The 20,441-nt window shown below is 72.8% G+C and carries 23 protein-coding genes; 13 read left to right on the top strand and 10 right to left on the bottom strand.

Annotation, left to right across the window (positions count from 1 at the left end):
- Positions 1–41: 41 nt before the first annotated feature.
- The gene (locus BIV04_RS16700) at positions 42–218 is read right to left on the bottom strand and encodes a CsbD family protein (RefSeq protein ID WP_143048571.1); all 177 of its coding nucleotides are present in this window, start codon (positions 216–218) and stop codon (positions 42–44) included.
- A gap of 191 nt (positions 219–409) precedes the next feature.
- On the opposite strand from BIV04_RS16700, the gene BIV04_RS05415 reads away from it, so the two are divergent.
- Together BIV04_RS05415 and BIV04_RS05410 are read left to right on the top strand one after the other, a co-directional pair.
- Positions 410–1,573 (top strand): LysM domain-containing protein, encoded by a 1,164-nt coding sequence (locus tag BIV04_RS05415; protein WP_071255004.1) that lies wholly within the window; start codon positions 410–412, stop codon positions 1,571–1,573.
- 101 nt (positions 1,574–1,674) lie between these two features.
- On the top strand, positions 1,675–2,361 hold the full coding sequence (locus BIV04_RS05410; RefSeq protein WP_071255302.1) for an alpha/beta fold hydrolase: 687 nt from the start codon (positions 1,675–1,677) through the stop codon (positions 2,359–2,361).
- A 77-nt stretch (positions 2,362–2,438) separates the two neighbouring features.
- Here BIV04_RS05410 and BIV04_RS05405 read toward each other — a convergent pair whose 3' ends face one another.
- Entirely contained in the window at positions 2,439–4,154 is a 1,716-nt protein-coding gene (locus tag BIV04_RS05405) for an ATP-dependent DNA helicase RecQ (protein WP_083396179.1), read from the bottom strand.
- A 204-nt stretch (positions 4,155–4,358) separates the two neighbouring features.
- Between BIV04_RS05405 and BIV04_RS05400 the strand changes: the two genes are divergently transcribed.
- Positions 4,359–4,556, top strand: a complete 198-nt coding sequence (locus BIV04_RS05400; RefSeq protein ID WP_054146271.1) for a hypothetical protein — start codon at positions 4,359–4,361, stop codon at positions 4,554–4,556.
- Between the two features lie 60 nt (positions 4,557–4,616).
- Entirely contained in the window at positions 4,617–4,859 is a 243-nt protein-coding gene (locus tag BIV04_RS05395) for a hypothetical protein (RefSeq protein ID WP_071255002.1), read from the top strand.
- 17 nt (positions 4,860–4,876) lie between these two features.
- Here BIV04_RS05395 and BIV04_RS05390 read toward each other — a convergent pair whose 3' ends face one another.
- Together BIV04_RS05390 and BIV04_RS05385 are read right to left on the bottom strand one after the other, a co-directional pair.
- A complete protein-coding gene (locus BIV04_RS05390; RefSeq protein ID WP_071255000.1) occupies positions 4,877–5,728 on the bottom strand; it encodes an alpha/beta fold hydrolase in 852 nt (283 codons plus the stop codon).
- A 50-nt stretch (positions 5,729–5,778) separates the two neighbouring features.
- Positions 5,779–6,903 (bottom strand): AI-2E family transporter, encoded by a 1,125-nt coding sequence (locus BIV04_RS05385; protein ID WP_083396178.1) that lies wholly within the window; start codon positions 6,901–6,903, stop codon positions 5,779–5,781.
- A 173-nt stretch (positions 6,904–7,076) separates the two neighbouring features.
- Here BIV04_RS05385 and BIV04_RS05380 point away from each other — a divergent pair, with 173 nt between their 5' ends.
- Complete coding sequence (locus tag BIV04_RS05380) at positions 7,077–8,030, top strand: manganese catalase family protein (protein WP_054146268.1); 954 nt, start codon at positions 7,077–7,079, stop codon at positions 8,028–8,030.
- 84 nt (positions 8,031–8,114) lie between these two features.
- On the opposite strand, the gene BIV04_RS05375 is transcribed toward BIV04_RS05380, so the two are convergent.
- The 5 genes from BIV04_RS05375 to BIV04_RS05360 all read right to left on the bottom strand — a co-directional run bounded on the left by BIV04_RS05375 (position 8,115) and on the right by BIV04_RS05360 (position 10,948).
- Positions 8,115–8,714 carry a DUF3618 domain-containing protein gene (locus BIV04_RS05375; RefSeq protein WP_071254998.1) on the bottom strand — a complete coding sequence of 200 codons (600 nt, stop codon included), beginning with the start codon at positions 8,712–8,714 and terminating at the stop codon, positions 8,115–8,117.
- Positions 8,711–9,145: a phage holin family protein gene (locus tag BIV04_RS05370; protein ID WP_255364166.1), complete on the bottom strand. Its 435-nt coding sequence runs from the start codon at positions 9,143–9,145 to the stop codon at positions 8,711–8,713. The genes BIV04_RS05375 and BIV04_RS05370 overlap by 4 nt, the downstream gene beginning before the upstream one ends.
- Positions 9,142–10,092 (bottom strand): hypothetical protein, encoded by a 951-nt coding sequence (locus tag BIV04_RS05365; protein WP_071254997.1) that lies wholly within the window; start codon positions 10,090–10,092, stop codon positions 9,142–9,144. The genes BIV04_RS05370 and BIV04_RS05365 overlap by 4 nt, the downstream gene beginning before the upstream one ends.
- A gap of 238 nt (positions 10,093–10,330) precedes the next feature.
- Positions 10,331–10,486, bottom strand: coding sequence for a hypothetical protein (locus tag BIV04_RS17070; RefSeq protein ID WP_157485592.1), 156 nt, complete (start codon positions 10,484–10,486; stop codon positions 10,331–10,333).
- 9 nt (positions 10,487–10,495) lie between these two features.
- Positions 10,496–10,948: a VOC family protein gene (locus BIV04_RS05360; protein ID WP_071254995.1), complete on the bottom strand. Its 453-nt coding sequence runs from the start codon at positions 10,946–10,948 to the stop codon at positions 10,496–10,498.
- Between the two features lie 134 nt (positions 10,949–11,082).
- Here BIV04_RS05360 and BIV04_RS05355 point away from each other — a divergent pair, with 134 nt between their 5' ends.
- Positions 11,083–11,766, top strand: a complete 684-nt coding sequence (locus BIV04_RS05355; RefSeq protein WP_255364165.1) for a GAF and ANTAR domain-containing protein — start codon at positions 11,083–11,085, stop codon at positions 11,764–11,766.
- A 43-nt stretch (positions 11,767–11,809) separates the two neighbouring features.
- Positions 11,810–12,523, top strand: coding sequence for a GAF and ANTAR domain-containing protein (locus BIV04_RS05350; RefSeq protein ID WP_071254994.1), 714 nt, complete (start codon positions 11,810–11,812; stop codon positions 12,521–12,523).
- A gap of 256 nt (positions 12,524–12,779) precedes the next feature.
- Here the strand turns inward: BIV04_RS05350 and BIV04_RS05345 are convergent, their stop codons facing one another.
- Positions 12,780–14,375, bottom strand: a complete 1,596-nt coding sequence (locus BIV04_RS05345; RefSeq protein ID WP_071254993.1) for a 3'-5' exonuclease — start codon at positions 14,373–14,375, stop codon at positions 12,780–12,782.
- Positions 14,376–14,530: 155 nt separating this feature from the next.
- Here BIV04_RS05345 and BIV04_RS05340 point away from each other — a divergent pair, with 155 nt between their 5' ends.
- The 6 genes from BIV04_RS05340 (at position 14,531) to BIV04_RS05315 (ending at position 20,392) form a co-directional block, all read left to right on the top strand.
- Entirely contained in the window at positions 14,531–15,217 is a 687-nt protein-coding gene (locus tag BIV04_RS05340; protein ID WP_071255296.1) for an MOSC domain-containing protein, read from the top strand.
- Positions 15,218–15,289: 72 nt separating this feature from the next.
- Positions 15,290–15,646, top strand: a complete 357-nt coding sequence (locus BIV04_RS05335) for a PRC-barrel domain-containing protein (protein WP_055970943.1) — start codon at positions 15,290–15,292, stop codon at positions 15,644–15,646.
- A gap of 158 nt (positions 15,647–15,804) precedes the next feature.
- Positions 15,805–16,383 (top strand): hypothetical protein, encoded by a 579-nt coding sequence (locus BIV04_RS05330; protein ID WP_083396177.1) that lies wholly within the window; start codon positions 15,805–15,807, stop codon positions 16,381–16,383.
- A 121-nt stretch (positions 16,384–16,504) separates the two neighbouring features.
- The gene (locus BIV04_RS05325; RefSeq protein ID WP_071254991.1) at positions 16,505–17,176 is read left to right on the top strand and encodes a YcnI family protein; all 672 of its coding nucleotides are present in this window, start codon (positions 16,505–16,507) and stop codon (positions 17,174–17,176) included.
- Positions 17,173–18,699 carry a PepSY domain-containing protein gene (locus BIV04_RS05320; RefSeq protein ID WP_071254989.1) on the top strand — a complete coding sequence of 509 codons (1,527 nt, stop codon included), beginning with the start codon at positions 17,173–17,175 and terminating at the stop codon, positions 18,697–18,699. The genes BIV04_RS05325 and BIV04_RS05320 overlap by 4 nt, the downstream gene beginning before the upstream one ends.
- Positions 18,700–18,877: 178 nt before the next feature.
- The gene (locus BIV04_RS05315) at positions 18,878–20,392 is read left to right on the top strand and encodes an MFS transporter (protein WP_071254988.1); all 1,515 of its coding nucleotides are present in this window, start codon (positions 18,878–18,880) and stop codon (positions 20,390–20,392) included.
- Positions 20,393–20,441 lie beyond the last annotated feature (49 nt).

The following is a 20,441-nucleotide window of genomic DNA, read 5'->3' as shown; positions in this document are numbered from 1 at the left end:
TGTCGGGCCCTTCGGGGTGCCGACCGGGGTCGGCGGGACGATCAGCTCTGGCCGAGGTCGTCCTTGGCCTTCTCGGTCTCGAGACGCTCTTCGCTCATGTGCTGGTCCTTCTGGCCCTGCTTCGTGAGCTCTTCGTCGTCCGTGCGCTTGCCGACGGCCTCTTCGGCCTTGCCGGCAGCCTTCTGGACGAAATCTTTTGCCTTGTCGCCAACGGACATGACGTACCTCCTGGTTGTGGGTCGACCGGACTGACCCGGTACCCCCGTGACGGTAGGCCGGGCATCCGCCCACCGCCGGGGTTCACAGGCTGTTCCAGGCTCGTACCCGCCCCGGTGCCGGCACCGGCACCGGACCGATCGGTCTCGACCCGGCCCACCCCGTCCCCTAGGATCATCGCCGAGGGGGCACCATGGCACGACACGCACCAGGGGCGGGCGACGACGACGTCACGCCCGGCCACGAACTCTTCGCGCCCCGCGCGTCCGACACGGGCGACGACCCCGCCGCGGACCACGCGCCCGACGGCACCGAACCCCGGCTCGTCGCATGGTCGCACCGCGGCGCCGCAGGCACGGCCGGTGCCGCGGCCGCGTCGTCGGCCGACCCGGCGAGCGCGACCGACGACGACCAGGACGACGGACCCGCACCCCGGTCCGGGCGCCGCCGTCTCGCGATCATCGGTGGCGTCGTCGCCGCCACGGCCCTCGTCTCCGTCGTCGTGAGCGCAGTCCTGTTCACGAGCGACTCGGCCCCGCTCGCGGCCGGCGCCCCGACCGAGTCCGCGCGCCCGACCACGGTCGCCCGCACCTCGACGCCCACCCCGAGCGCGACCCCGTCGCCGACCCCGACGGCCTCCGCCACGCCTTCGCCCCGGGCGGCCACCCCTCCGCCGCAGGACGCCGCCGTGCCGGCGCCCTTCATCACCCCGGTCGCGGCCGGCACGGTCGTCGCCGAGGGCGACCTCGCCTCCCCCAAGGGCAGCATCCACCTGCACTACCGCGTGGTGGCCGGAGGCGACGACACCTACGCGACCGAGCTCACGAACGCCACCTCGAGCCTGCCCGTCCCGGTGGGGGTCGCGTTCTACCAGGTCGCCCCGTCCGTCGGCGACGGCGTCACGTACGGCGGCGACGGGGGCGTCGAGCTCGGGGCGTCCGTCACGACCCCGACGGCGGCCTCGGGCAGCTTCGGCTCGATCAGCCAGCCCTCGTACCTCTCGACGCTCGTCGTCCACTCGACCAGCACCTCCTCGGACGTCCCCGTCGAGATCTCGGCCGGCAAGGTGCTCGCCGTCGCCCCGGTCGCCTGGTCGGTGCCACCGCGGCAGACGAACATCGTCCCGGTCGACTCGGGTGCGGTGGCCTTCGCCTCGGGGACGCTCGAGGCGACCACGGCGTCGGGGGCACCCAAGCGGTACACCGTCGCACCCGACGACCTCATCGACGTCGTCGCCCAGCGCTTCGGCATCTCGGTCTCGGCGCTCCTCTTCATGAACCAGGGCCTCCAGGTCATCGATGACGCCCAGCACCTGTTCGAGGGCACGACGCTCGTCCTCGACCCCGACAGCGCCTGACCCGACCGGTCGAGATGTCACGACGTGCCGCTCACCTCTACAGGTGAGCGGCACGTCGTGACATCTCGGCACCCGGCCGGGTCCGGGCCTAGGGTCGGGTGGTGTCCCACCTCCGCGTCCTCGTCCGTCACGCCGTGTGGTGGGTGCAGGACTACGCCTACGCCGCCGTCTGGCAGCTGCGCGCCGTCACGAGTCCGCGCGACCCCGACCGCTACCTCGGCGGCACCGGTCGGCCCGTGCTCGTGATCCCCGGCGTGTGGGAGACCTGGTCCTTCCTGCGACCGATGATCGAACGCCTGCACGCCGAGGGCCATCCCGTGCACGTGTTGGACGACCTGCGCTGGAACAGCCGTCCGGTCGAGGCCACCGCACGCGACGTCGCCGCGTACCTGCTCACCCACGGACTCACCGACGTCGTGATCGTCGCCCACAGCAAGGGCGGCCTGATCGGCAAGTACGTCATGGCGCTGCTCGACGAGACCCGGCGGGTGCGCTCGATGGTCGCCGTCTGCTCGCCGTTCTCGGGGTCGCGCTACGCCACCTGGCTGGTGCTGCCCGCGCTCCGGGCCTTCTCGCCCCGTGACGCGACGACGATGCTGCTCGCGCGGGACGAGTCGGTCAACGGCCGCATCACCTCGGTCTTCGGCGAGTTCGACCCGCACATCCCCGAGGGCAGCGAACTGCCCGGCGCCGTCAACGTCCGCCTCCACGCGGGCGGACACTTCCGGGTGCTGGCCCACCCCCGCACGATCGCCACGGTGCTCGCCGCCGCGGCCGAGCCCGTCTGAAGGCCCGTCCCGCCTGACGGCCCGTCCCGCCTGACGGCCCGTCCCGCCCCGCCAGACGACCGGTCCCGCCGGACGGGTCAGGCCGGCGTCAGCAACTCGTGCGCGAGCACGTCGGCGACGGCCAGCACCTTGTAGCCCTCGCTCTCGAAGAACACCGTCATGCGGTCGGAGTCCGTGCTCATGACGGTGCCCTCACCCCAGGTCGCGTGCACGACGCGGGCGTCGGTAGCGAACGCGGGAGGCGCGGTGTCGGTGACGTCGTCCTGCCCGCCCTGGTGCGCCTCCTCGGGGTCTCCCGCCTTCTCGGCGGCCCGGCAGCCGTCGCAGTTGCCGCAGCGCTCGGGCGACTCCTCGCCGAAGTAGCCGAGCAGGAAGTGCCGTCGGCAGCCGGGAGCCTCGGCGAAGGTGCGCATCATCTCGATGCGCGAGCGCTCGACCCGGTCGCGCGTCTCGGCGACCCCGCGCGCCGCCTCGGCCGCGCTCCGGGCGTCGAACCCGTCGACCGGCTCGAACCCCTTCGACGACTCGGACAGGGCGCCGCCCTCGAGCAGCAGGTCGACGAGGCGCGAGACCGTCCGGGCACCGAGTGCCAGCTGGTCCGACACCTCCGACCGCCGGACCGGCCGACCGGCCGCCGACAGCGCGGTGAAGACGCCCCGCAGGTCCGCGCGCCCGGGCAGTCCCGAGGCGAAGAACGACCGCAGCGACAGGTCCTCGGGCCGGTAGTGCAGGGTCGCGGTGGCGGGGTCGCCGTCCCGCCCGGCCCGACCGATCTCCTGGTAGTACGAGTCGAGCGAGTCGGGCACGTCGGCGTGCACGACGAACCGGACGTCGGGCTTGTCGATGCCCATGCCGAACGCGCTCGTCGCCACGACCACGTCGACCTGGCCCGCGTGGAACCGCTCGTGCAGCTCTCCCCGCTCGGCCGACCGTTGACCGCCGTGGTAGCCCACGACGGTGCGGTCGGGGCAGCGCTCGGCGATGGCCGCGGCGTAGTGCTCGGTCGCCTTGCGGGTGGCCACGTAGACGATGCCCGGCGTGGTCGAGGCCGCCACCTGCTCGACCACGGCGCGGGCCTTCTCGTCGTCGTCCTCGTGCCGCACGACCTCGAGGGCGAGGTTGGGTCGGTCGAAGCCGTGGCTCAGCACGAGCGGGTCGTCGAGGCGCAGGCGCTCGACGATCTCGTCGCGCACCGGGCCCGACCCGGTCGCCGTCAACGCCAGCACGGTCGGGCCGCCCAGGCGCTCGACGACCTCGCCGAGGTGCAGGTAGTCGGGCCGGAAGTCGTGGCCCCACGACGACACGCAGTGCGCCTCGTCGACGACGACGAGGGCGACCCCGGCGTCGCGCAGGCGGTCGACGGTGTCGTCCCGCGCCAACTGCTCGGGGGCGAGGAAGACGTAGGTGACCTCTCCGGCGGCGAGACGGCTCCACCCCTCCTCGTTCTCGGCGTCGGTGTGGCCCGAGTTGATCGCGACGGCCGGCGGGGCGTCGGGTCGGCCCACGAGGCCGGCGACCTGGTCCGCCTGCAACGCGATGAGGGGCGAGACGACGACCGTCGGCCCGTCGAGCACCGCGCCGGCCACCTGGTAGATCGCAGACTTGCCGAAGCCGGTGGGCATGACCGCGAGGGTGTCCCGTCCGGCGACCACCGCCTCCAGGGCCTCGAGCTGGGCGGGGTGAAGGTCGGTCCAACCGAAGAGGTCGGCGGCGGCACGGATGATGTCGTCGGTGCGGTCGGTGCGGTCGGTGCGGTCGGTGCGGGTGGGTGCGGTGCGCGTCGTGGTGCTCATGTGGTCCTCGTTCCGGTGGGGCAGAGGTCCATCCCAGGCACGTGCGGGGCGACACGCGCGGGCCTGCCAGCCGATGCCCGGCCCCTGCGTACCCCACCCGTCGCGGGCCGCGCATGCTACCCCCGACGTCCGTGCCGAGTCGTCGGTCACGGCAGGAGGCGCGGGTCCGGTCGGCGCGGACCCCCGGGGCGTAGCGTCCGGTCCATGAGCGACGAGAAGCAGACCGAACCCGTCATGGACGGCGCCACCGAGGCCACCGACCACGAGAAGCTGAGCGGCCTGATCGAACAGGTCGAGGCCGACCACGGCGACGAAGGGGCGGCCTCGATGGCCGACCACCTCCGCGACCGCATGGACGAGACCGCGCAGGCGGACGAGAGCCCGGCCGACGCCGAGGAGTGAGTCCCGGGGCTCCATCGCGAGGTGGAGCCCCCGGCCGCGGTCGTGACCTAGCGTCGAGGGATGTTCTCCAACGGCTTCTCCCTCGTCGGTGTCCTCTACCCCGTCTTCTTCGTGGTCGTGTTCGCCCTGGCCGTCACGCTGGGGGTGCTCCTCATCCGCACCCTGCTCTGGGTCATCCGGGCGTTGACGGTCTACACACGTGAGCGCGAGCTCCGCATCGACCTGCTGCTCGCCGGCGACGACGACCCGGCCGGCCCCGTCGACCCGTCGGCCCCTCGCGTGCCGGGCGGCCCTGCGGTCTGACGACCAGGAGGCGCGGCTCAGTTCCCGGCGCCGCCGACCACCTCGCGGACGAGGTCGGCCACCAGACCGGGTCGCTCGAGTCCCGGCAGGTGCGCGACGTCGGGCAACACCCGACCCGGCCCCTGCCCGAGGCGCCGGGCCGTCTCGACGTAGAACGGCTCGTCGGCGGGGATGTCGAGCGCGCCCCAGGTCGCCAGGACCGGCGCCGTCACGCTGTCGAGTCGACTCCAGGTGTCGAGCCCGGCGTCACCGGCCCCGTCCGGCGCGGCGACCTCGAGGATGCGAGCGTTCATCCGCTCGAACAGTTCACGGGGGGCACCCGTGACCCGCCCGGCCTCCGCTGCGGGCCCGTCGAGCCAGAGGCGGGCCAGCAGGCGGACCTGCGCGTCGACGTCGCCGATGCCGGACGCCTCGTCGAGCTCCTCCATCACGGGACCCGACGCCGGGTCGGGCGTCCAGTCGAAGGGCGTGTCCTCGTCCGTCATGCCGCTGACCGCTGCGCCGATCAGCAGGACACCCGCCACGCGCTCGGGTGCGGTCACGGCCAGGTCGAGGGCGAGCGCACCGCCCATCGAGTTGCCGACGAGGAACGCCCGCTCGACGTCCAGCCGGTCGAGCACCTCGACGAGGTCGCCGAGATGGGTGGCCGGGCTGCCGTCGGGCGCGGCCGGGCTCTCGCCGAACCCTCGGCGGTCGTAGGCGACGAGATCGAGACCGTCGGCCGCGAGTGCGTCGCCCACGGCCGTCCAGCTCCGTCGGTCCGCGACCCCGGCGTGCAGCAGGACGACCGTCGGCCCGTCGCCCGGCCACCGGACGGCGGCCAGGGTGGCTCGGTCGGACAGGACGACGTCGACTCGTTCGGCACTCATGCCGGCCACGGTAGCGCCGTGCCGTGCGTCTGCCCAGACCCCGCGGCTGCCTAGACCCGCTGCTGCCTCGGGACGACGACACGTTCGAAGACGACCACCCCGGCCGTCGCGATCGGGATCGCGACGAGGGCGCCCAGGACGCCGCCCAGTGCCCCGCCGCCGAACGCCGCCACGATGACGAGGGCCCCCGGCACGGCCACGGCCTTCGACATCACCCTCGGAGTCAACACGTAGGCCTCGACCTGCGCGTAGACGAGCAGCACGATGCCGACGACGACCGCGGTGACCGGTGAGACGGTGATCGTGGCGGCGATGATGATCGCGTAGGCCACGACGGTGCCGACCACGGGGATCAGTGCCCCGAGGAAGGCGAGGGTCGCGAAGAGCACCGGCACCGGCCCGCCGGCGATCGTCAGGACGACGAAGACGAACACGGCGTTGACCGCGGCGAGCGCCACCTGCCCGGCGACGTAGCGGCCGACCGACAGGAAGATCTCGTCCGAGATGCTCATGACGTTCTCGCGGTGGCTGCGCGGCACGGCGCGGCTGAGCGAACGCAGCATCTGGGGCAGCGTGATCGCGAAGTAGAGGGTGAGGATCGCGACGACGATCACCGCGGTGACGGCGTTGGTGATGCCCTGACCGACGGCGAGCAGTCCGCCACCGAGGGCGAGCAGCTGGTCGGGGTCGAGCAGGTACGACGTGACGGCCCCGACCGCGTCGTCGACGTCGACGTCGAACCCGACGGTCTCGACGGCCTGCTGCACCCACGGTTGACGTGACAGGTCCTGCAGGGCGCCGGGCGCGGTCTGCACGACGTGCCCGATCTGCTCGATCAGCGCGGGTACCACGGCCGCGACGATGCCCACGACGATCCCGACCACCAGCACGACGGCGACGATCACGCCGACCCAGCGTGGGGCGCCGGCGCGTGCGAGGCGTCGGACGACCGGCTCGAAGGCGAGTGCGAGGAAGAACGCCAGGCCGATGTAGACGATGATCGTCGACAGGGCCATGAGGGCGACGATGATGCCGACGCCGAGCCCGCCGCCGAGCGTCGCGATGAGGCCGAACCGGAAGGCGCCGGGGCGCTGCATCGGGCTGGGCGGGGTGTCGCTCTTCGTGGCCGTGGCGGCCGAGCGACGCACGAGACGGGCGCGGGGTGACGAGGGCATCCGACCATCCTGACGCGTCGGGCGCGCCGAGGGCCGACACCGCCGAGGAGGCGCGGGTGCAGACAGAGGGGTACATGTCACCTGGCAAGGTGGCCCGCCCACGACCGTGCCCCCCGAAGAGGGCGCAGCCTGAGGTCGACGGCAACGCGTCGCCAGAACACCGAGGAGGCTCCATGTACTTCCACGCACAGACCTGGATCAACGAGATCGCCGACGGCGAGCCCGACCCCGCCGCCGCCAACGCCCTGCAAGAGGGGCTCGGCGGCCAGTTCGGCGAGATGCGCACCATGATGCAGTACCTCTTCCAGGCCATGAACTTCCGGGGCCCGTCGGCCAAGCCCTACCGCGACCTGATCCAGGGCGTCGGCACGGAGGAGATCAGCCACGTCGAGCTGATCGGCACGACCATCTCGCGTCTGCTCGACGGCAGCCCCGAGTACACCGGCAAGCTGACCGACCCGCTCGACACCCCCGGTGCCGGTGGAGCGACCCCGCTGAACATCGCGCTCGACACGGGCAACATCCACCACTACCTCGTGGGCGCCCAAGGTGCCCTGCCGGTCGACTCGGTCGGCAACCCGTGGAGCGGCAGCTACGTCTACAACTCCGGCAACCTGCCGCTCGACCTCCTCTACAACGTCATGCTCGAGTCGACCGGGCGTCTGCAGAAGTGCCGCATCTACGAGATGACCGACAACGCGGTCGCCCGCAGCACCCTCGCGTACCTGATCGTCCGCGACCAGGCACACGAGAACGCCTACGCCAAGGCGCTCGAGTCGCTCGGGGTGAACTGGAACAAGCTGCTGCCGATCCCGAAGACCAACGCCGAGAAGTTCCCCGAGGTGAAGAAGCTGCTCGACCTCGGTCTGCAGAGCAAGCAGTACAGCTTCGATCTCGACGGCAAGAGCGAGGCGAGCAAGATCTTCCGCGGCCCGTCGCCCTCGAACGACGGCACCGAGCTGACCGCGACCGAGCAGGCCCCGCAGGGCGTGCCGTCGACGATCAGCCCCGAGCGCCTCGAGGAGTTCTCACCCGGCCTCGACGCCGACCTGCTCGAGCTGATCCAGGCCACCGCCGACCTCGAGCTGCAGGAGATCGAGTCGTACTACGGTCCTACCGCGAGCTGACCCGTCCCGTCACACGGGAAGGCCCGCCCCGACTCTCGTCGGGGCGGGCCTTCCTGCGTCCGGGCCGACGCGTGCGGGGTGAGGTCAGGCCCCCTGCACGTTCTCCTTGGACTGCTGGGCACTGTCCTTGACGTCGCCCGCGGCGCTCGAGGCGTCGTCCTTCACGGTCGAGGCGGCGTCCTGCGCCGTGCCCTTGACCGACGCGAAGGCCTCCTGAGCCGGTTCCTTCAGGTTCGACGCCACGTCCTGGGCCGCACCCTTGACCGAGTCGAGCGCCGGGCCCGCCGCGTCCTTGGCGTCGGAGACGAGCTCCTTCTCCTTGTCCGTGGCGGGGATCAGCGACGACACGAGCCAGCCGGCACCGAAGGCGATCAGGCCGACGGCGAGCGGGTTGCCCTTCGCCTTCCGCACGGCCGCCGACGAGGCGTCCGAGACGCTGCCCGCGGCGTCGTGACCGGCACCCGAGGTGTTGGAGGCCGCGTCGTGCGCCGCCCCCATGACGGACTCCTTGACGCCCGAGAAGCGGCTCTTCACCTTCTCGGTCTGACGGTGGGCGATGCTGGACGGGTTCACCTTGTCGGCGAGTGCGTCGACGTCGTAGCTGAGCCCGGCGCGGGTGCGCTCGATCTCGGCACGGATCTCGTCGGGCGTACGGCTGCTGCCGTTCTGGTCGGTGGTGCTCATGCGGTGCCTCCAGGCGTCATGGTCTCGGGGATCTTCTTGAGGGAGTCGACCGTCTTCGGTGCCCCCTTGATGCTCTTCAGTTCCTTCCGCCCGCGCAGGAACAGCACGAGGGCGACGATCGCGTAGACGACCGCGATGACCAGCGACGACCAGCCGAGGCCGATCAGCGAGCCGAGGCCCCACATGGCCGCCAACGAGACGAACAGCAGGGCGAACAGGCCCGTGAGCCCGGCCCCGCCGAACATGCCCGCGCCCTTGCCGGCCTTCTTGGCCGACTCGGTCAGCTCGGCCTTGGCGAGCTCGACCTCCTGGCGGAACAGCGTCGAGATGTCGCCGGTCACGCCCGTGAGCAGGTCGCCGAGCGACGTCGTCGCGGCCTTCTCCTCGGGTGCGGGCGGCGTCGACACGGGCTCGCGGAACGGGTCGCTCACGCGCGCGTCCCCGAGGTGCCGGGCCACGTGGTGGGCACGCTGGTGTCGGGCGTGGCCGTGCCGAAGCCGGGGACGTCGCCCTCGGTGACGACGTCGTACTCGCCGGCCACGGGGCCGACGTCACCGACGAGACGGCTCGGCGTGGTGGACGACGCAGGAGGCGCGGGCTGGCTCGTCGCGCCTCCTGCGTTCTCGGCCGTGGCGGCGTGCTCGTCCTTGGCCTCGGCCGTCAGCGACTTCACGACGCGTCCGGCGAGCAGGCCCGAGATCGCGGCGATGGCGATGAAGGTGCCGGGCTTTCGGGCCGCGTACGACTTCACGTCGTCGAGCAGGCTGCCCGGGTCGCGACCTTCGAGCCAGCCGGCGACGCCGTGGGCGCGACCGGACAGGTTGCGGACGAGCTCGCCCGCGACGCCGCTGTCGGCCGAGTCGGCCATCGAGCCGAGCTGCTCGCCGACCTGGCGGAGGCCGGCCGCGGCCTTCTCCTGCTGGGCGCCGGCCTGCTCCTTGAGCTCGCCGGTGGCCTGGCCGAAGAGCTGCTTGGCCTGGCCTGTGGCCTCGGAGGCGACCTTCGAGGCCTGCTCCTTGGCGCTGCCGGCGACGTCGGAGGCCGCCGACTTCGCGTCGTCCGCGACACCTGCCGCCTCGTCCTTCGCGGCGCCGGCCTTGGCCTTCGCGGTGTCGGCCGCGCCCGAGCCGGAGCCCGTGGACTCGTGGGCCGGGTGCTCGACGACGACCGGGGCCGCCGTCGCGCTGAAGTCGCTGGCCGTGGCATCGGGGTCCGTGATGTCGGCGTACGCCCCGACCTGGTCGCCCAGGTCGGTCACCGCGTCGTCGCGGCGCAGGTGGTCGTGGCCCGAGGCGACGCCGGGCTGCGGCTGCCCCTCGGTGGTGCGGTCGAAGACCGGGGTGGACGGGTCTCCGTCGTAGCGCTTGTCGTCGCTCATGTCGTGCCTCTCGGATCGTCGACGACCGCTGGTGACGGTCGTGATCGGGGTCGGACCTGTCACTCTCTCCCCCTCGCGGGGGACGGAGGCCGCACATGGTGAGAACGCCTCAGGGGGTTGACTTCCGTGGCCGGAGAGGGAGCGGCTCGAGGGCGGGCCCGCCGAGAAGACACGACATGCCGCTCACGTTCGTTCGTGAGCGGCATGTCGTGACATCTCGGGGCCGAGGCCCTGGCGACTAGCTGTCCTTGCCGTCCGAGACCTCGCTGTCGTCGCTCTCCTCCGAGTCGTCGACGAGTCCCTGCTTCGACCCGTCGGCCAGGTCTTCCGTGTACTTCTTGTCGTCTTCGGTGATGTCGGTCGAGCCGTCGGGGATGCCGTTGTCGTTGGTCATGCCCGCACGCTACGCCCTGCCGTCGGGGTGCGGTGCGGCGAGCTCGAGGTTGACGTCGTCGGGGTCCTGCAGCGACAGGACGACCAGTCCGAACGCCGGCAGAGGCGTCACCTCGCCGTGTTCGACGCCCGACTCGTCCAGGCGCCGGGCGGCCTCGTGCAGCTCGTCGACCGACCCCACCGAGAAGCTCAGGTGATCGAGCCCGACACGATCGGGGTCGAAGCGGTCCCCGGCAGGCGCGACGGGTCGGAGCCCGAGCGTCTGGCCAGCGAACGTGAACGAGCAGCCGCCGTAGGTGCGCTGCGGGTCGTCGTGGATCGTCGGGTCGTCGATCTGGTCGCTGAAGTCGCTGCCCGGGGGCATCCCGAACAGCCGTTCGTAGAAGGCCTTGCTGCGGTGGATGTCGGTCACGGTGAGCCGGACGTGCGAGAAGCCGCGGGGCGTGACGATGGGGTCGCTCATGGCGTCATCCAACCCCCTTCCGAGGCCCGCCCGACCCACTAGAGTCGACCCGATGGCCCCCGGGGCCCCAGGGGAGGAACCCGTGCACCCGTCTCCACCGCCCTCGTCGTCGTCCGACGTGCCCAGGAACCGACGTGGCTGAGCCCGTCGCGGTGAGGGCCGCCGCCGCCGCCCTCGTCCGGGCGACCGGTCCGGGCGGCGACCTCTGCCGCCCGTTCCTCGACGCCTTCGGTGTCTCGGGCGCGGCGATGTCCACCCTCGGAGGCCCTCTCGGCACCGGCGCCGTCTGCGCCAGCGACCCGCTCTCGGCCCGTCGGGACGAGATCCAGTTCGATCTCGGAGAGGGCCCTTGCTGGCAGGCGCACAGCACGAACCGTCCCGTCGTCGAGTCCGACCTCGCCACGACCCCACCGACGGCCTGGCCCGCCGCCGCCGCCGCCCTGACCGAGGCCGGCGTCGCGAGCGTCGCGGCCTTCCCCCTCTCCTACGGCCGACTCGACCTCGGCGCGGTGGACCTCTACAGCGACGACCGTCGTGAACTCACCGACGTCGAGGTGGACCAGGCCGAGACGCTCGCCTGCATCGCGGGTCGGGCCGTCCTCACCCGGGCGCTCGACGCGCTCGAGGCCGGCGACGACAGCCTCTTCCCCACGACCTTCACCCGCGAGGTGCACCAGGCCTCGGGCATCGTCATGGTGCAGCTCGGCGTCGGCGTCGACGAGGCCCTGCTCGTCATCCGCGGACACGCCTGGTCGAGCGGGCGGCCGCTTCGCGAGATCGCCAGCGAGATCGTGCTTCGTCGTCTGGACTTCTCGTGACGCCGGACCCCGGTCGACACCGACACGGCTTAGGCTGGCGCCCGTGACCGACCGCGAGAGAGAGACCCAGCTCCTGCAGACGTTCGTCACGCTCGCGGACTCGCTCGTGACCGGCTTCGACACCATCGACGTGTTGCAGATGCTCGTCGAGCGCACCACGGCCCTCTTCGACGCCGCGGACGCCGGCATCATCCTCGCCGGCTCGACCGGCGACCTCGAGGTGATCGCCTCGACCAACGAACGCAGCAAGCTCGTCGGGCTGCTGCAACTCCGTGCCGGCGAAGGTCCCTGCGTCGAGTCCTACACGACGGGCTCGGTCGTCTCGGTCCCCGACCTCGGCGACATCGACGACCGCTGGCCGGTCTTCGCCGACCTCGCCCGCGACTCGGGCTACGGTTCGGTGCACGCCATCCCGCTGCGCCTGCGCGATCAGACCCTCGGATCGTTGAACCTGTTCCGTGACACGACCGGCATCCTGAACCCCGACGACGCCACGGCCGCCCAGGCACTCGCCGACGTGGCGACCATCAGCATCCTGCAGGAGCGCGCGCTCCGAGAGATCGACTCCACGCGCGATCAGCTGCAGCGCGCCCTCGACAGTCGCATCGTGATCGAACAGGCGAAGGGCGTCGTGTCGTACACGCAGTCCGTCGACATGGACGAGGCGTTCCAACGCATCCGCCGGTACGCCCGGGCGAACCGGCTCTCGTTGGTCGAGGTCGCGTCCGACGTGGTGGCGCAGCGCCTGACCGTCTGACGGGTGGGCTAGGCGCAGCCCTCCGAGGCGCGTACGGTGGGACTCGGCAGCCCCAGACCCCGGTCGCCCTCCTCTCGCACTTCGCGGAGGCGGCCCGAGTGGAGCCCCCATGCACCCTGATCCGACGGAACCGATGCCCCGCAATTCGTTCGACGAGACAGCACCCGACCAGCTACCCGGGTGGCCGTCACTCGACACCGAAGACCATCTCGAGGACGATCCCGCCCTCTAGGAACGGTCTCGTGCCTCCTGAGCGTCAGGCCGCGGTGCGCGAGCGCCGCGAGCGGGCCAGCACGAACGGCAACTGCGTCTCGTCGACCACGGGGACGCCGTAGCGCAGGGCCTTCCGCACCTTGCCCGACGGCCAGGCGACGTCCGCCGCGACGACCAGCGACGTCTCGGTCGTGACCGCCGGCCAGACCACCAGTCCGGCCCGCTCGAGCGTCCGCGCGAGGGCGTCCCGGCCCTGACTGAGCGATCCCGTGAGCGCGACGTGCGCGCCGGGTGCCAGCGGACCGACGTCGGGGCGGGCGAGGCTCGGCGTGCGGGGCTCGGACGGTGCGCCGAGGGACTCGTCGAGCCCCTCGATGACCTCGAACTCGTCGAGCTCGTCGTCGTCCGCCGGCCGGGGTGCCCGCTCGAGCACCGACGGCACGAGGGCCGCGTCGCGGCGGTGCGGGGCGATGCCGAGCATCTCGGCCACCGCGTCCACCTGCCGACGCTCGTCGTCGGAGAGCACGTCGCGTGCCCACACGGTCGAGACGAGCGAGGCGAAGTAGCGGTCGTGCAACACGATCCGTGACGGCTCGTCGAGGTCGAGTTCGGCGGCGAGGGTCGCGAGGTTGCCGGCCTCGTCCGTCGAGAGGTAGCCGTCGGACAACGCCTTGTCGAGCATCGCGGCGTACTGGTTCTGCCGACGGTCGAGGTCGAGCTGGGGCAGCAGCTCGGTCGCCCGCTCGAGGAACCGCGGTTCGGCGGGCGCCGGCTCGACGGACAGGCCGTACACGTCGCGGTCGAGGTCGAGGTCGACCGGGCCCATGAGGTGCGTGCCGCCCGTGGGACTCGCCGGGGGCACCGCCGCAGGAGCGGCCGGCGTCACGGCGCCGGAGGCCGAGAGGACCGCGCCTGCCGAGGGGACCGGCGCGAGCTCGGGCACGCGGGCGACGCGGCGCCGGGACCGCCAGGCCGCGCGGCCGGGACCGTGGCCTCCGTCGTCCGCCCCGCCCGCGCCTCCTGCGTACCGGGGGTGCGGGGTGGACCGCGGCGTCTCGGCCGTCGGCCACTGCTGCAGGGCGGCGTAGCGGCCCCAGTCCTGCCACCAGGCCGACTGGGCGTCACCCATGCGCAGATAGGCGGACACCAGGCGGGCCGTCGCGATCGCGTCCGCGAGCGACTCGTGGGCGACGGAGAGGTCGACGTCGATGGCCGCGCAGCAGTCGGCGAGCGTCCGGCCGGCACCGGGCAGGTAGGTGGGCGCGAGCTTCATCGTGCAGAGGGCGCCCGCACCGTCGGGCCCGAGCGGCGAGACCAACCCGAGGCGCGCGAACTCGGCCGCCAGGAACTGCGCCTCGAAGCGGGCGTTGTGCGCGACGACGACTCGCCCGCGCAGGCGGTCGCAGAGGTCGTCGACGACGTGCTCGAACCGGGGCGCCCCGCGCACGTCGGCGCTGCGGAGTCCGTGCACGTGGATGGGTCCGAGGTCACGCGAGGGGTCGACGACGGTCTCGAACGACGCCTCGACCTCACCGTGGGCGTCGAGGTGCACGATGCCGATCTCAATGACCCGATGGTGACGCCCGGGCCAGAGTCCGGTCGTCTCGACGTCGATGACCGCGTAGCCGCCGTGAACCATGTCATCCCTTTCGTCGGGGCGAGCCTGGCAGGTTGCCCGATGGGCAGCCAGCCCGCAATCGGGTGACACCCGTCGTGGGGCGGTGGGGGGACGCGGGGTCAGGAGGCGCGGGTCGGCGCTTCCCGTCGGTCGCGTCGTCCGCCACGATGGAGGACATGACCGCCGCCCCCGCCTCCGTCACCGCTGCGACCGGCTCCGTCACGGCCGTCTGCCGGGTGTCCGCCCTGCTGCCCGACTCGGGCACGATCGGCGTGACCGCGATCGACAAGCGTCCCGTCGACGGGCCCGTGCACGTGCGGCCGCTCGGCCTCCGCGCCGACGTGCAGGCCGACCGCAAGCATCACGGCGGTCTCGACCAGGCGGTGTACGTCTTCGCCGACGAGGACGCCTCCCACTTCGCCGAGTTGCTCGGCCGCGAGGTGACGCCCGGGCTGTTCGGCGAGAACCTGCGGACGTCCGGGATCGACGTCACCGGCGCCGTGATCGGCGAACGCTGGGCCGTGGGCGAGACCCTCGTGCTCGAGGTCACCAAGCCACGCGTCCCGTGCGGCACGTTCGCCCGACGCCTGGGCGAGAGCCGGTGGGTCAAGCGGTTCTACGCCGAGGGCCGTCCCGGCACCTACCTGCGGGTGGTGAAGGCGGGGCCCGTCCGGGCGGGCGACGGGGTCGCCGTGCTGTCGCGGCCGTCGCACGGGGTGACGATCGGAGAGGCCTTCACGGGGCTCGAGCCGGACCGGGCCGAGGCCCTGCTCGCGGCCGTCGACGGACCCGACCGCCTGCGGCTCACCGACGAGGTCCGGGGCTTCGCCGAGAAGGCCCTGCGAGGGCGCGTCCCCGCCTGAGCGCGGAGGGACGCGCTCCACTACCCTCGACGACGAGGGCCCGGACGGGGCCCGCGCCAGAGGAGGCACCCCATGTTCGAAGCCGAGAACATCCGCGACTGGATCGGCATGCCCGTCGTCGACCCCGACGGCGACAAGGTCGGCTCGCTCGAGAGCATCTACTTCGACACCGCCGCCGACCAGCCCGCCTTCGCCACGGTGACGGCCGGCATGCTCGGTCGCTCGCGCCTGGTCTTCGTGCCGTTGCAGGGCGCAGTCGTCGCCCCGAAGCACCTCAAGGTGCAGTTCGCCAAGAAGCTCGTCAAGGATGCCCCGTCGATCGAGACCGACGGCGAGCTCGAGGCCGCCCGCGAGCCCGCCGTGTTCGAGCACTACGGCCTCGTGTACCAGACCGGCGCGGCCGGCGAACGGCGCCTCGGCCGCCGCTGACCGCGGCACCGTCTCCGCCCGAAGGGCCCCGCCGAGTCGGCGGGGCCCTTCGGCGTCCCCGGCCCGGCCCGGTCCGGCCCGGTCCGGTCGCGCCCGACGCGTCCACTACCGTGAGAGGGATCGTCGGGAGGACGCAGGTGCAGGGACGTCAGGAGCGCATGGCGCGCGCCGTGCTGTCCGCCGGCGTCGGCACGTGCGTGACGGCCGCCGCCCACGCCGCCGGGGGCGGGACGTTCCCGCCGCCCCTCTTGTTCCTGCTCGTCTTCGTGCTCGGCGTCCTCGCGTGCTTCGGCCTGGGCGGGCGCCGGGTCACCCTGCCCCGCCTCGTGCTCGCCGTCGGCGCCGTGCAAGGCCTGCTGCACGCCCTCTTCTCGATGGCCGGCGCCATGGCAGCGCCCACCACCTCGGCGACGACGGGCGGTCACGGGCACCTGCACGATGCGGCCATGGTCATGCCCGGCGACCTCGGCGACCACGACGGCTCGATGGTCGGCTCGCACGTCGTGGCCGGTCTCGTGACCATCGCGTCGCTCCGCCTCGGCACGGCGGCGGTCCGGCAGCTCGGGCGGGCCCTCCTCGTGCGACTCGTGACGCTCGTGGCCTCCGTCGTCGCCCTCGAGATCCCTCACCGCCCCTCGGGCGTGCCCCGCGTCGACGACGCCCCGCGACGCCCGGTCTCCCTGCGGCTCGCGACCTCCCGCGTGCTGCGTGGGCCCCCGGCCGCCGCGACGACCTAGCACCCGCGCACCCTCCGACGGGCGTGCGCGGTCTCGACGTCCGACTGCGCCCTCCGAGGGTGCGGTCCGTCGCCTCCCGCCACCCGCGTGGTCCCGCCACGCCTGCTCGAAGGACTTCCCCATGCGCTCCCGCGCCCTCGCCACCACCTGCATCGCCGGCGCCGCCGGCCTGACCCTCGCCCTGACCACCCCCCTGTCCGCCTCCGCCCACGTCGAACTCGACGCCTCGGCGACCACCCCCGCCACCCTCAGCGTCCTGACCTTCGCCGTCGGCCACGGCTGTGCCGGCTCGGCCACGACCTCGCTCGCCATCGACTTCCCCGCCGGGGTCCAGGCGATCACGCCCACGGTCGCGCCGGGGTGGACCATCACCGAGACGAACGACGACACCGGCTCGACGGTCACCTACACGGCCGACGTCCCCCTGCCCGACGGCTACCGCGACACGGTGCAGGTCTCCGCACTGCTTCCCGTCGACGGGGAACCCGGCGACGTCGTCGCCTTCCCGACCCTGCAGACCTGCGAGGTCGGGTCGACCGCCTGGGACGAGCTGCCCACGGACGGCGTCGAGCCCTCGTCGCCGGCCCCGGCGCTGACGCTGACGGCCGCCGAGCCGGCGACGGACACCTCGGCCGCGGACGTGTCCGGCACGACCGACGTCGTCGCGGCGGCCGCCGACGCCCCCGTCGACTCCCTGGCCCGCGGTCTCGGCCTCGCGTCCCTCGTCGTCGGCGTGGTCGCCGTCCTGCTGCTCACCGTCGCGCTGCGTCGTCGGGGCGGTGACGCCCGATGACCGCCACCGGCCACGCACGGCCCGCGGCGGCGTCGACGGCGGACCCGACGGGCGAGCCGTCGTCCGCGAACCGGCCCGCGCCTCCTCCGGTCCCGACGAGCGCGCCCGCGCGAGGTGGCTGGTTCGCGCCGATGCTGCTCAGGTTGCACTTCTTCGCCGGGGTCCTGGTCGGGCCGTTCGTCCTGGTGGCGGCGCTGACCGGCGCCGCCTACGCCCTGACGCCGACCCTCGAGCAGGTCGTGTACGACCGCGAACTGCACGCCCCGGTGTCGGGGGACGCCCTCCCGCTGGCCGAGCAGGTCGCCGCGGCCGACGAGGCCGTCGGCGACGCCGGAACGCTCGTCGCGGTGAGACCGGCCCCCACGCCCGGCGACACCACGAGGGTGATGTACACCGGCGACGACCTGATCGAGGGGCAGACGCGGGCGATCTTCGTCGACCCGGCCACCGCCGAGGTCCGTGGCGACCTGCCGGTGTACGGCACGAGCGGCGCACTGCCGTTGCGCACGACGATCAGCGACCTGCACCGCAGCCTCGGGCTGGGCGATGCCGGACGGCTGTACAGCGAGCTCGCGGCCAGCTGGCTCGGGGTCGTCGTGCTCGCCGGGCTCGGACTGTGGATCGGTCGCTGGCGGTCGGCCCGGAGACGGGGCCGGACGGCCCGCGACCTGCTCCGGCCGGCACCGCGCAGCTCGGGTCTCCGTCGGACCTCCTCCTGGCACGCCTCGACGGGCGTCTGGCTGACGGTGGGCGCCCTGTTCCTGTCGGCGACCGGCATCACCTGGTCGCAGTTCGGCGGCGCGAACGTGACCTCCCTGCGGTCGGCGCTCAGCTGGACGGCACCGACGCTGCCGACGGCGGTGGGCGAGTCGGTCGCGGACGGCGCAGCAGCAGGGAGTGCGGCAGCCGGGGGTGCGAGCGACCCGCACGCGGGCCACCACGGTGCCGCGACGCCTGGCACGGCAGCCGTCGACCCCGCGTCCTTCGACGCCGTGCTGGCCGTGGCCAGCACGGTCAACGTGAACACCGGTCTGGTCGAGATCGAGCCGCCGGCGGACGCCTCGAGCGCGTGGACCGTGACCGAGATCCAGCGGAGCTTCCCGACCGAGGTCGACGCCGTGGCCGTCGACGGCGCGACCCTCGAGGTCGTGGGGCGCACCGACTTCGCCGACCACCCGTTCATGGCGAAGCTGGCCCGGTGGGGCGTCGACACCCACATGGGGTCGATGTTCGGCCTGCCGAACCAGCTGCTCCTCGTCGCCACGGCGCTCGGCATCGCGGCCATGGTGGTCTTCGGCTACGTGATGTGGTGGCAGCGGCGGCCGACGCGGGGTGGCTCCTCACGGGCGCTGGTCGGTCGACCGGCCCCCGCAGGAGCGCTGACCCGGGCGCCGTGGTGGGGGCTCACGCTGGTCGTCGCCGCCGGGGTCGCGGTCGGGGTGTTCCTCCCGCTGCTCGGGGCGAGCCTCGTCGCGTTCGTCCTGCTCGACGCCATCGTCGTGGTCGCGCGCACCCGGAGCTGAGCGACGGGGGTGCGCGCTCGAGTGCAGAACGTGCAAAAATCAGGAGGCGCTGGTCGGTGACCAGCGCCTCCTGCGTCCCGCGCACGCCCCGACGCCGCCGTCACGCGCTCCGGCCTCGTGCCGCCCCACGCCCCTCGCCTCGCCTCACGGCCCGTGCCGCTGCCCGAAAGGCTCCCCCATGACCGACGCCTCCGCCGCTCCCTCGACCCGCGCCTCCTCGGCGTCCTCGCCCGGGGCCGGCCCCGGCCAGCCCGCCGGCGTGCCGCGTCACGCCTGGTACGCCCTCGTCGCCCTGCTGCTCGGCATGTTCATCGCCCTGCTCGACACGACGATCGTCAACGTCGCCCTGCCGACGATCCGCACGACGCTCGACGCCTCGGAGTCGACCCTGTCGTGGATCATCTCGGGGTACGCCCTCGCCTTCGGCCTGGCACTGATCCCCGCCGGACGCATCGGTGACCGCATCGGACACAAGTGGGTCTACTTCACGGGCGTGCTGCTCTTCACGCTCGCGTCCCTCGCCTGTGGCCTCGCCCAGGACGACACCCAGCTCGTCGTGTTCCGCATCGTGCAGGGCCTGGCCGGCGGCATCTTCGTGCCCGCCGTGACGGCGTTCATCCAGTTGCTGTTCCCCGGTCGCTCGCGCGGCAAGGCCTTCGCCATCATGGGCGCCGTCATCGGCGTCTCGTCCGCGCTCGGCCCGATCATCGGCGGCCTGATCATCCAGGCGTTCGGCGACGAGAACGGCTGGCGTCTCGTCTTCTACGTCAACCTGCCGTTCGGCATCATCACCCTGATCGCCGCCGCGGTGCTGCTGCCCAAGCGCGACGAATCGGTGCCCCGCCCCGACCGCGGGCTCGACTGGATCGGCCTCGTGCTGGTCTCGGGCGCCTTCGTCGCCCTGCTCGTGCCGCTGATCCAGGGGCAGGACGAGGGCTGGCCGCTCTGGACCTACCTGACCATCGCCGCCGGCGTCGTGCTGCTCGCCCTGTTCGGCCTGTGGGAGGTCGCCTACACGAAGCGCGGCAAGACCCCCCTCGTCCCGCCGAAGCTCTTCGCCCACCCGTCGTTCACCGGGGGCGTCGTGCTCGCGCTCGTCTACTTCGCGGCCTTCACCAGCATCTTCTTCACGATCTCGCTGCTCTGGCAGTCCGGACTGGGTCACAGCGCGCTGGCCTCGGGCGCGGTGGCGATCCCGTTCGCGGTCGGCAGCATCATCAGCTCGTCGCAGAGCAACCGCATCGCCGCCCGACTCGGGCGCGGCGTGTTGATCCTCGGCACGGCGCTCGTCACCGTCGGCCTCACCTGGATGTGGCTCGTGCTCGTCACGGTCGACGCCTCCGACCTGACCAACTGGATGCTCTTGGTGCCGTTGCTGCTCGCCGGCCTCGGCAACGGCTTCTTCATCGCGCCGAACGTGCAGTTCATCGTGGCGACGGTCGACCGGCAGGACGCCGGCTCGGCCAGCGCCGTCATCTCGGCCATCCAGCGCATCGGCTCGGCCGTCGGCATCGCCATCATCGGCAGCGTGCTCTTCGGGACGCTGACCATCTCGGGCCGCACGCCCGCCGACGTCGCCACCGGGTTCACCGACGCGGCCGCCCACGCCATGCTCGTCAGCGCGATCTTCGCCCTGGCCTCGTTCGTGCTGGTGTTCGCCCTGCCGCGTCGCGTCCCGCAGCAGCGCGGATGACGCCGTCGGGGAGCTGACCACGAGCGGGTGGGGCCGGGATGCGAACCCG

The sequence above is a fragment of the Frigoribacterium sp. MCBA15_019 genome (assembly GCF_001864945.1).
GTDB lineage: Bacteria > Actinomycetota > Actinomycetes > Actinomycetales > Microbacteriaceae > Frigoribacterium.
Note: the sequence above shows the minus strand (reverse complement) of the source record. Positions and strands in the feature narration are given on the sequence as shown.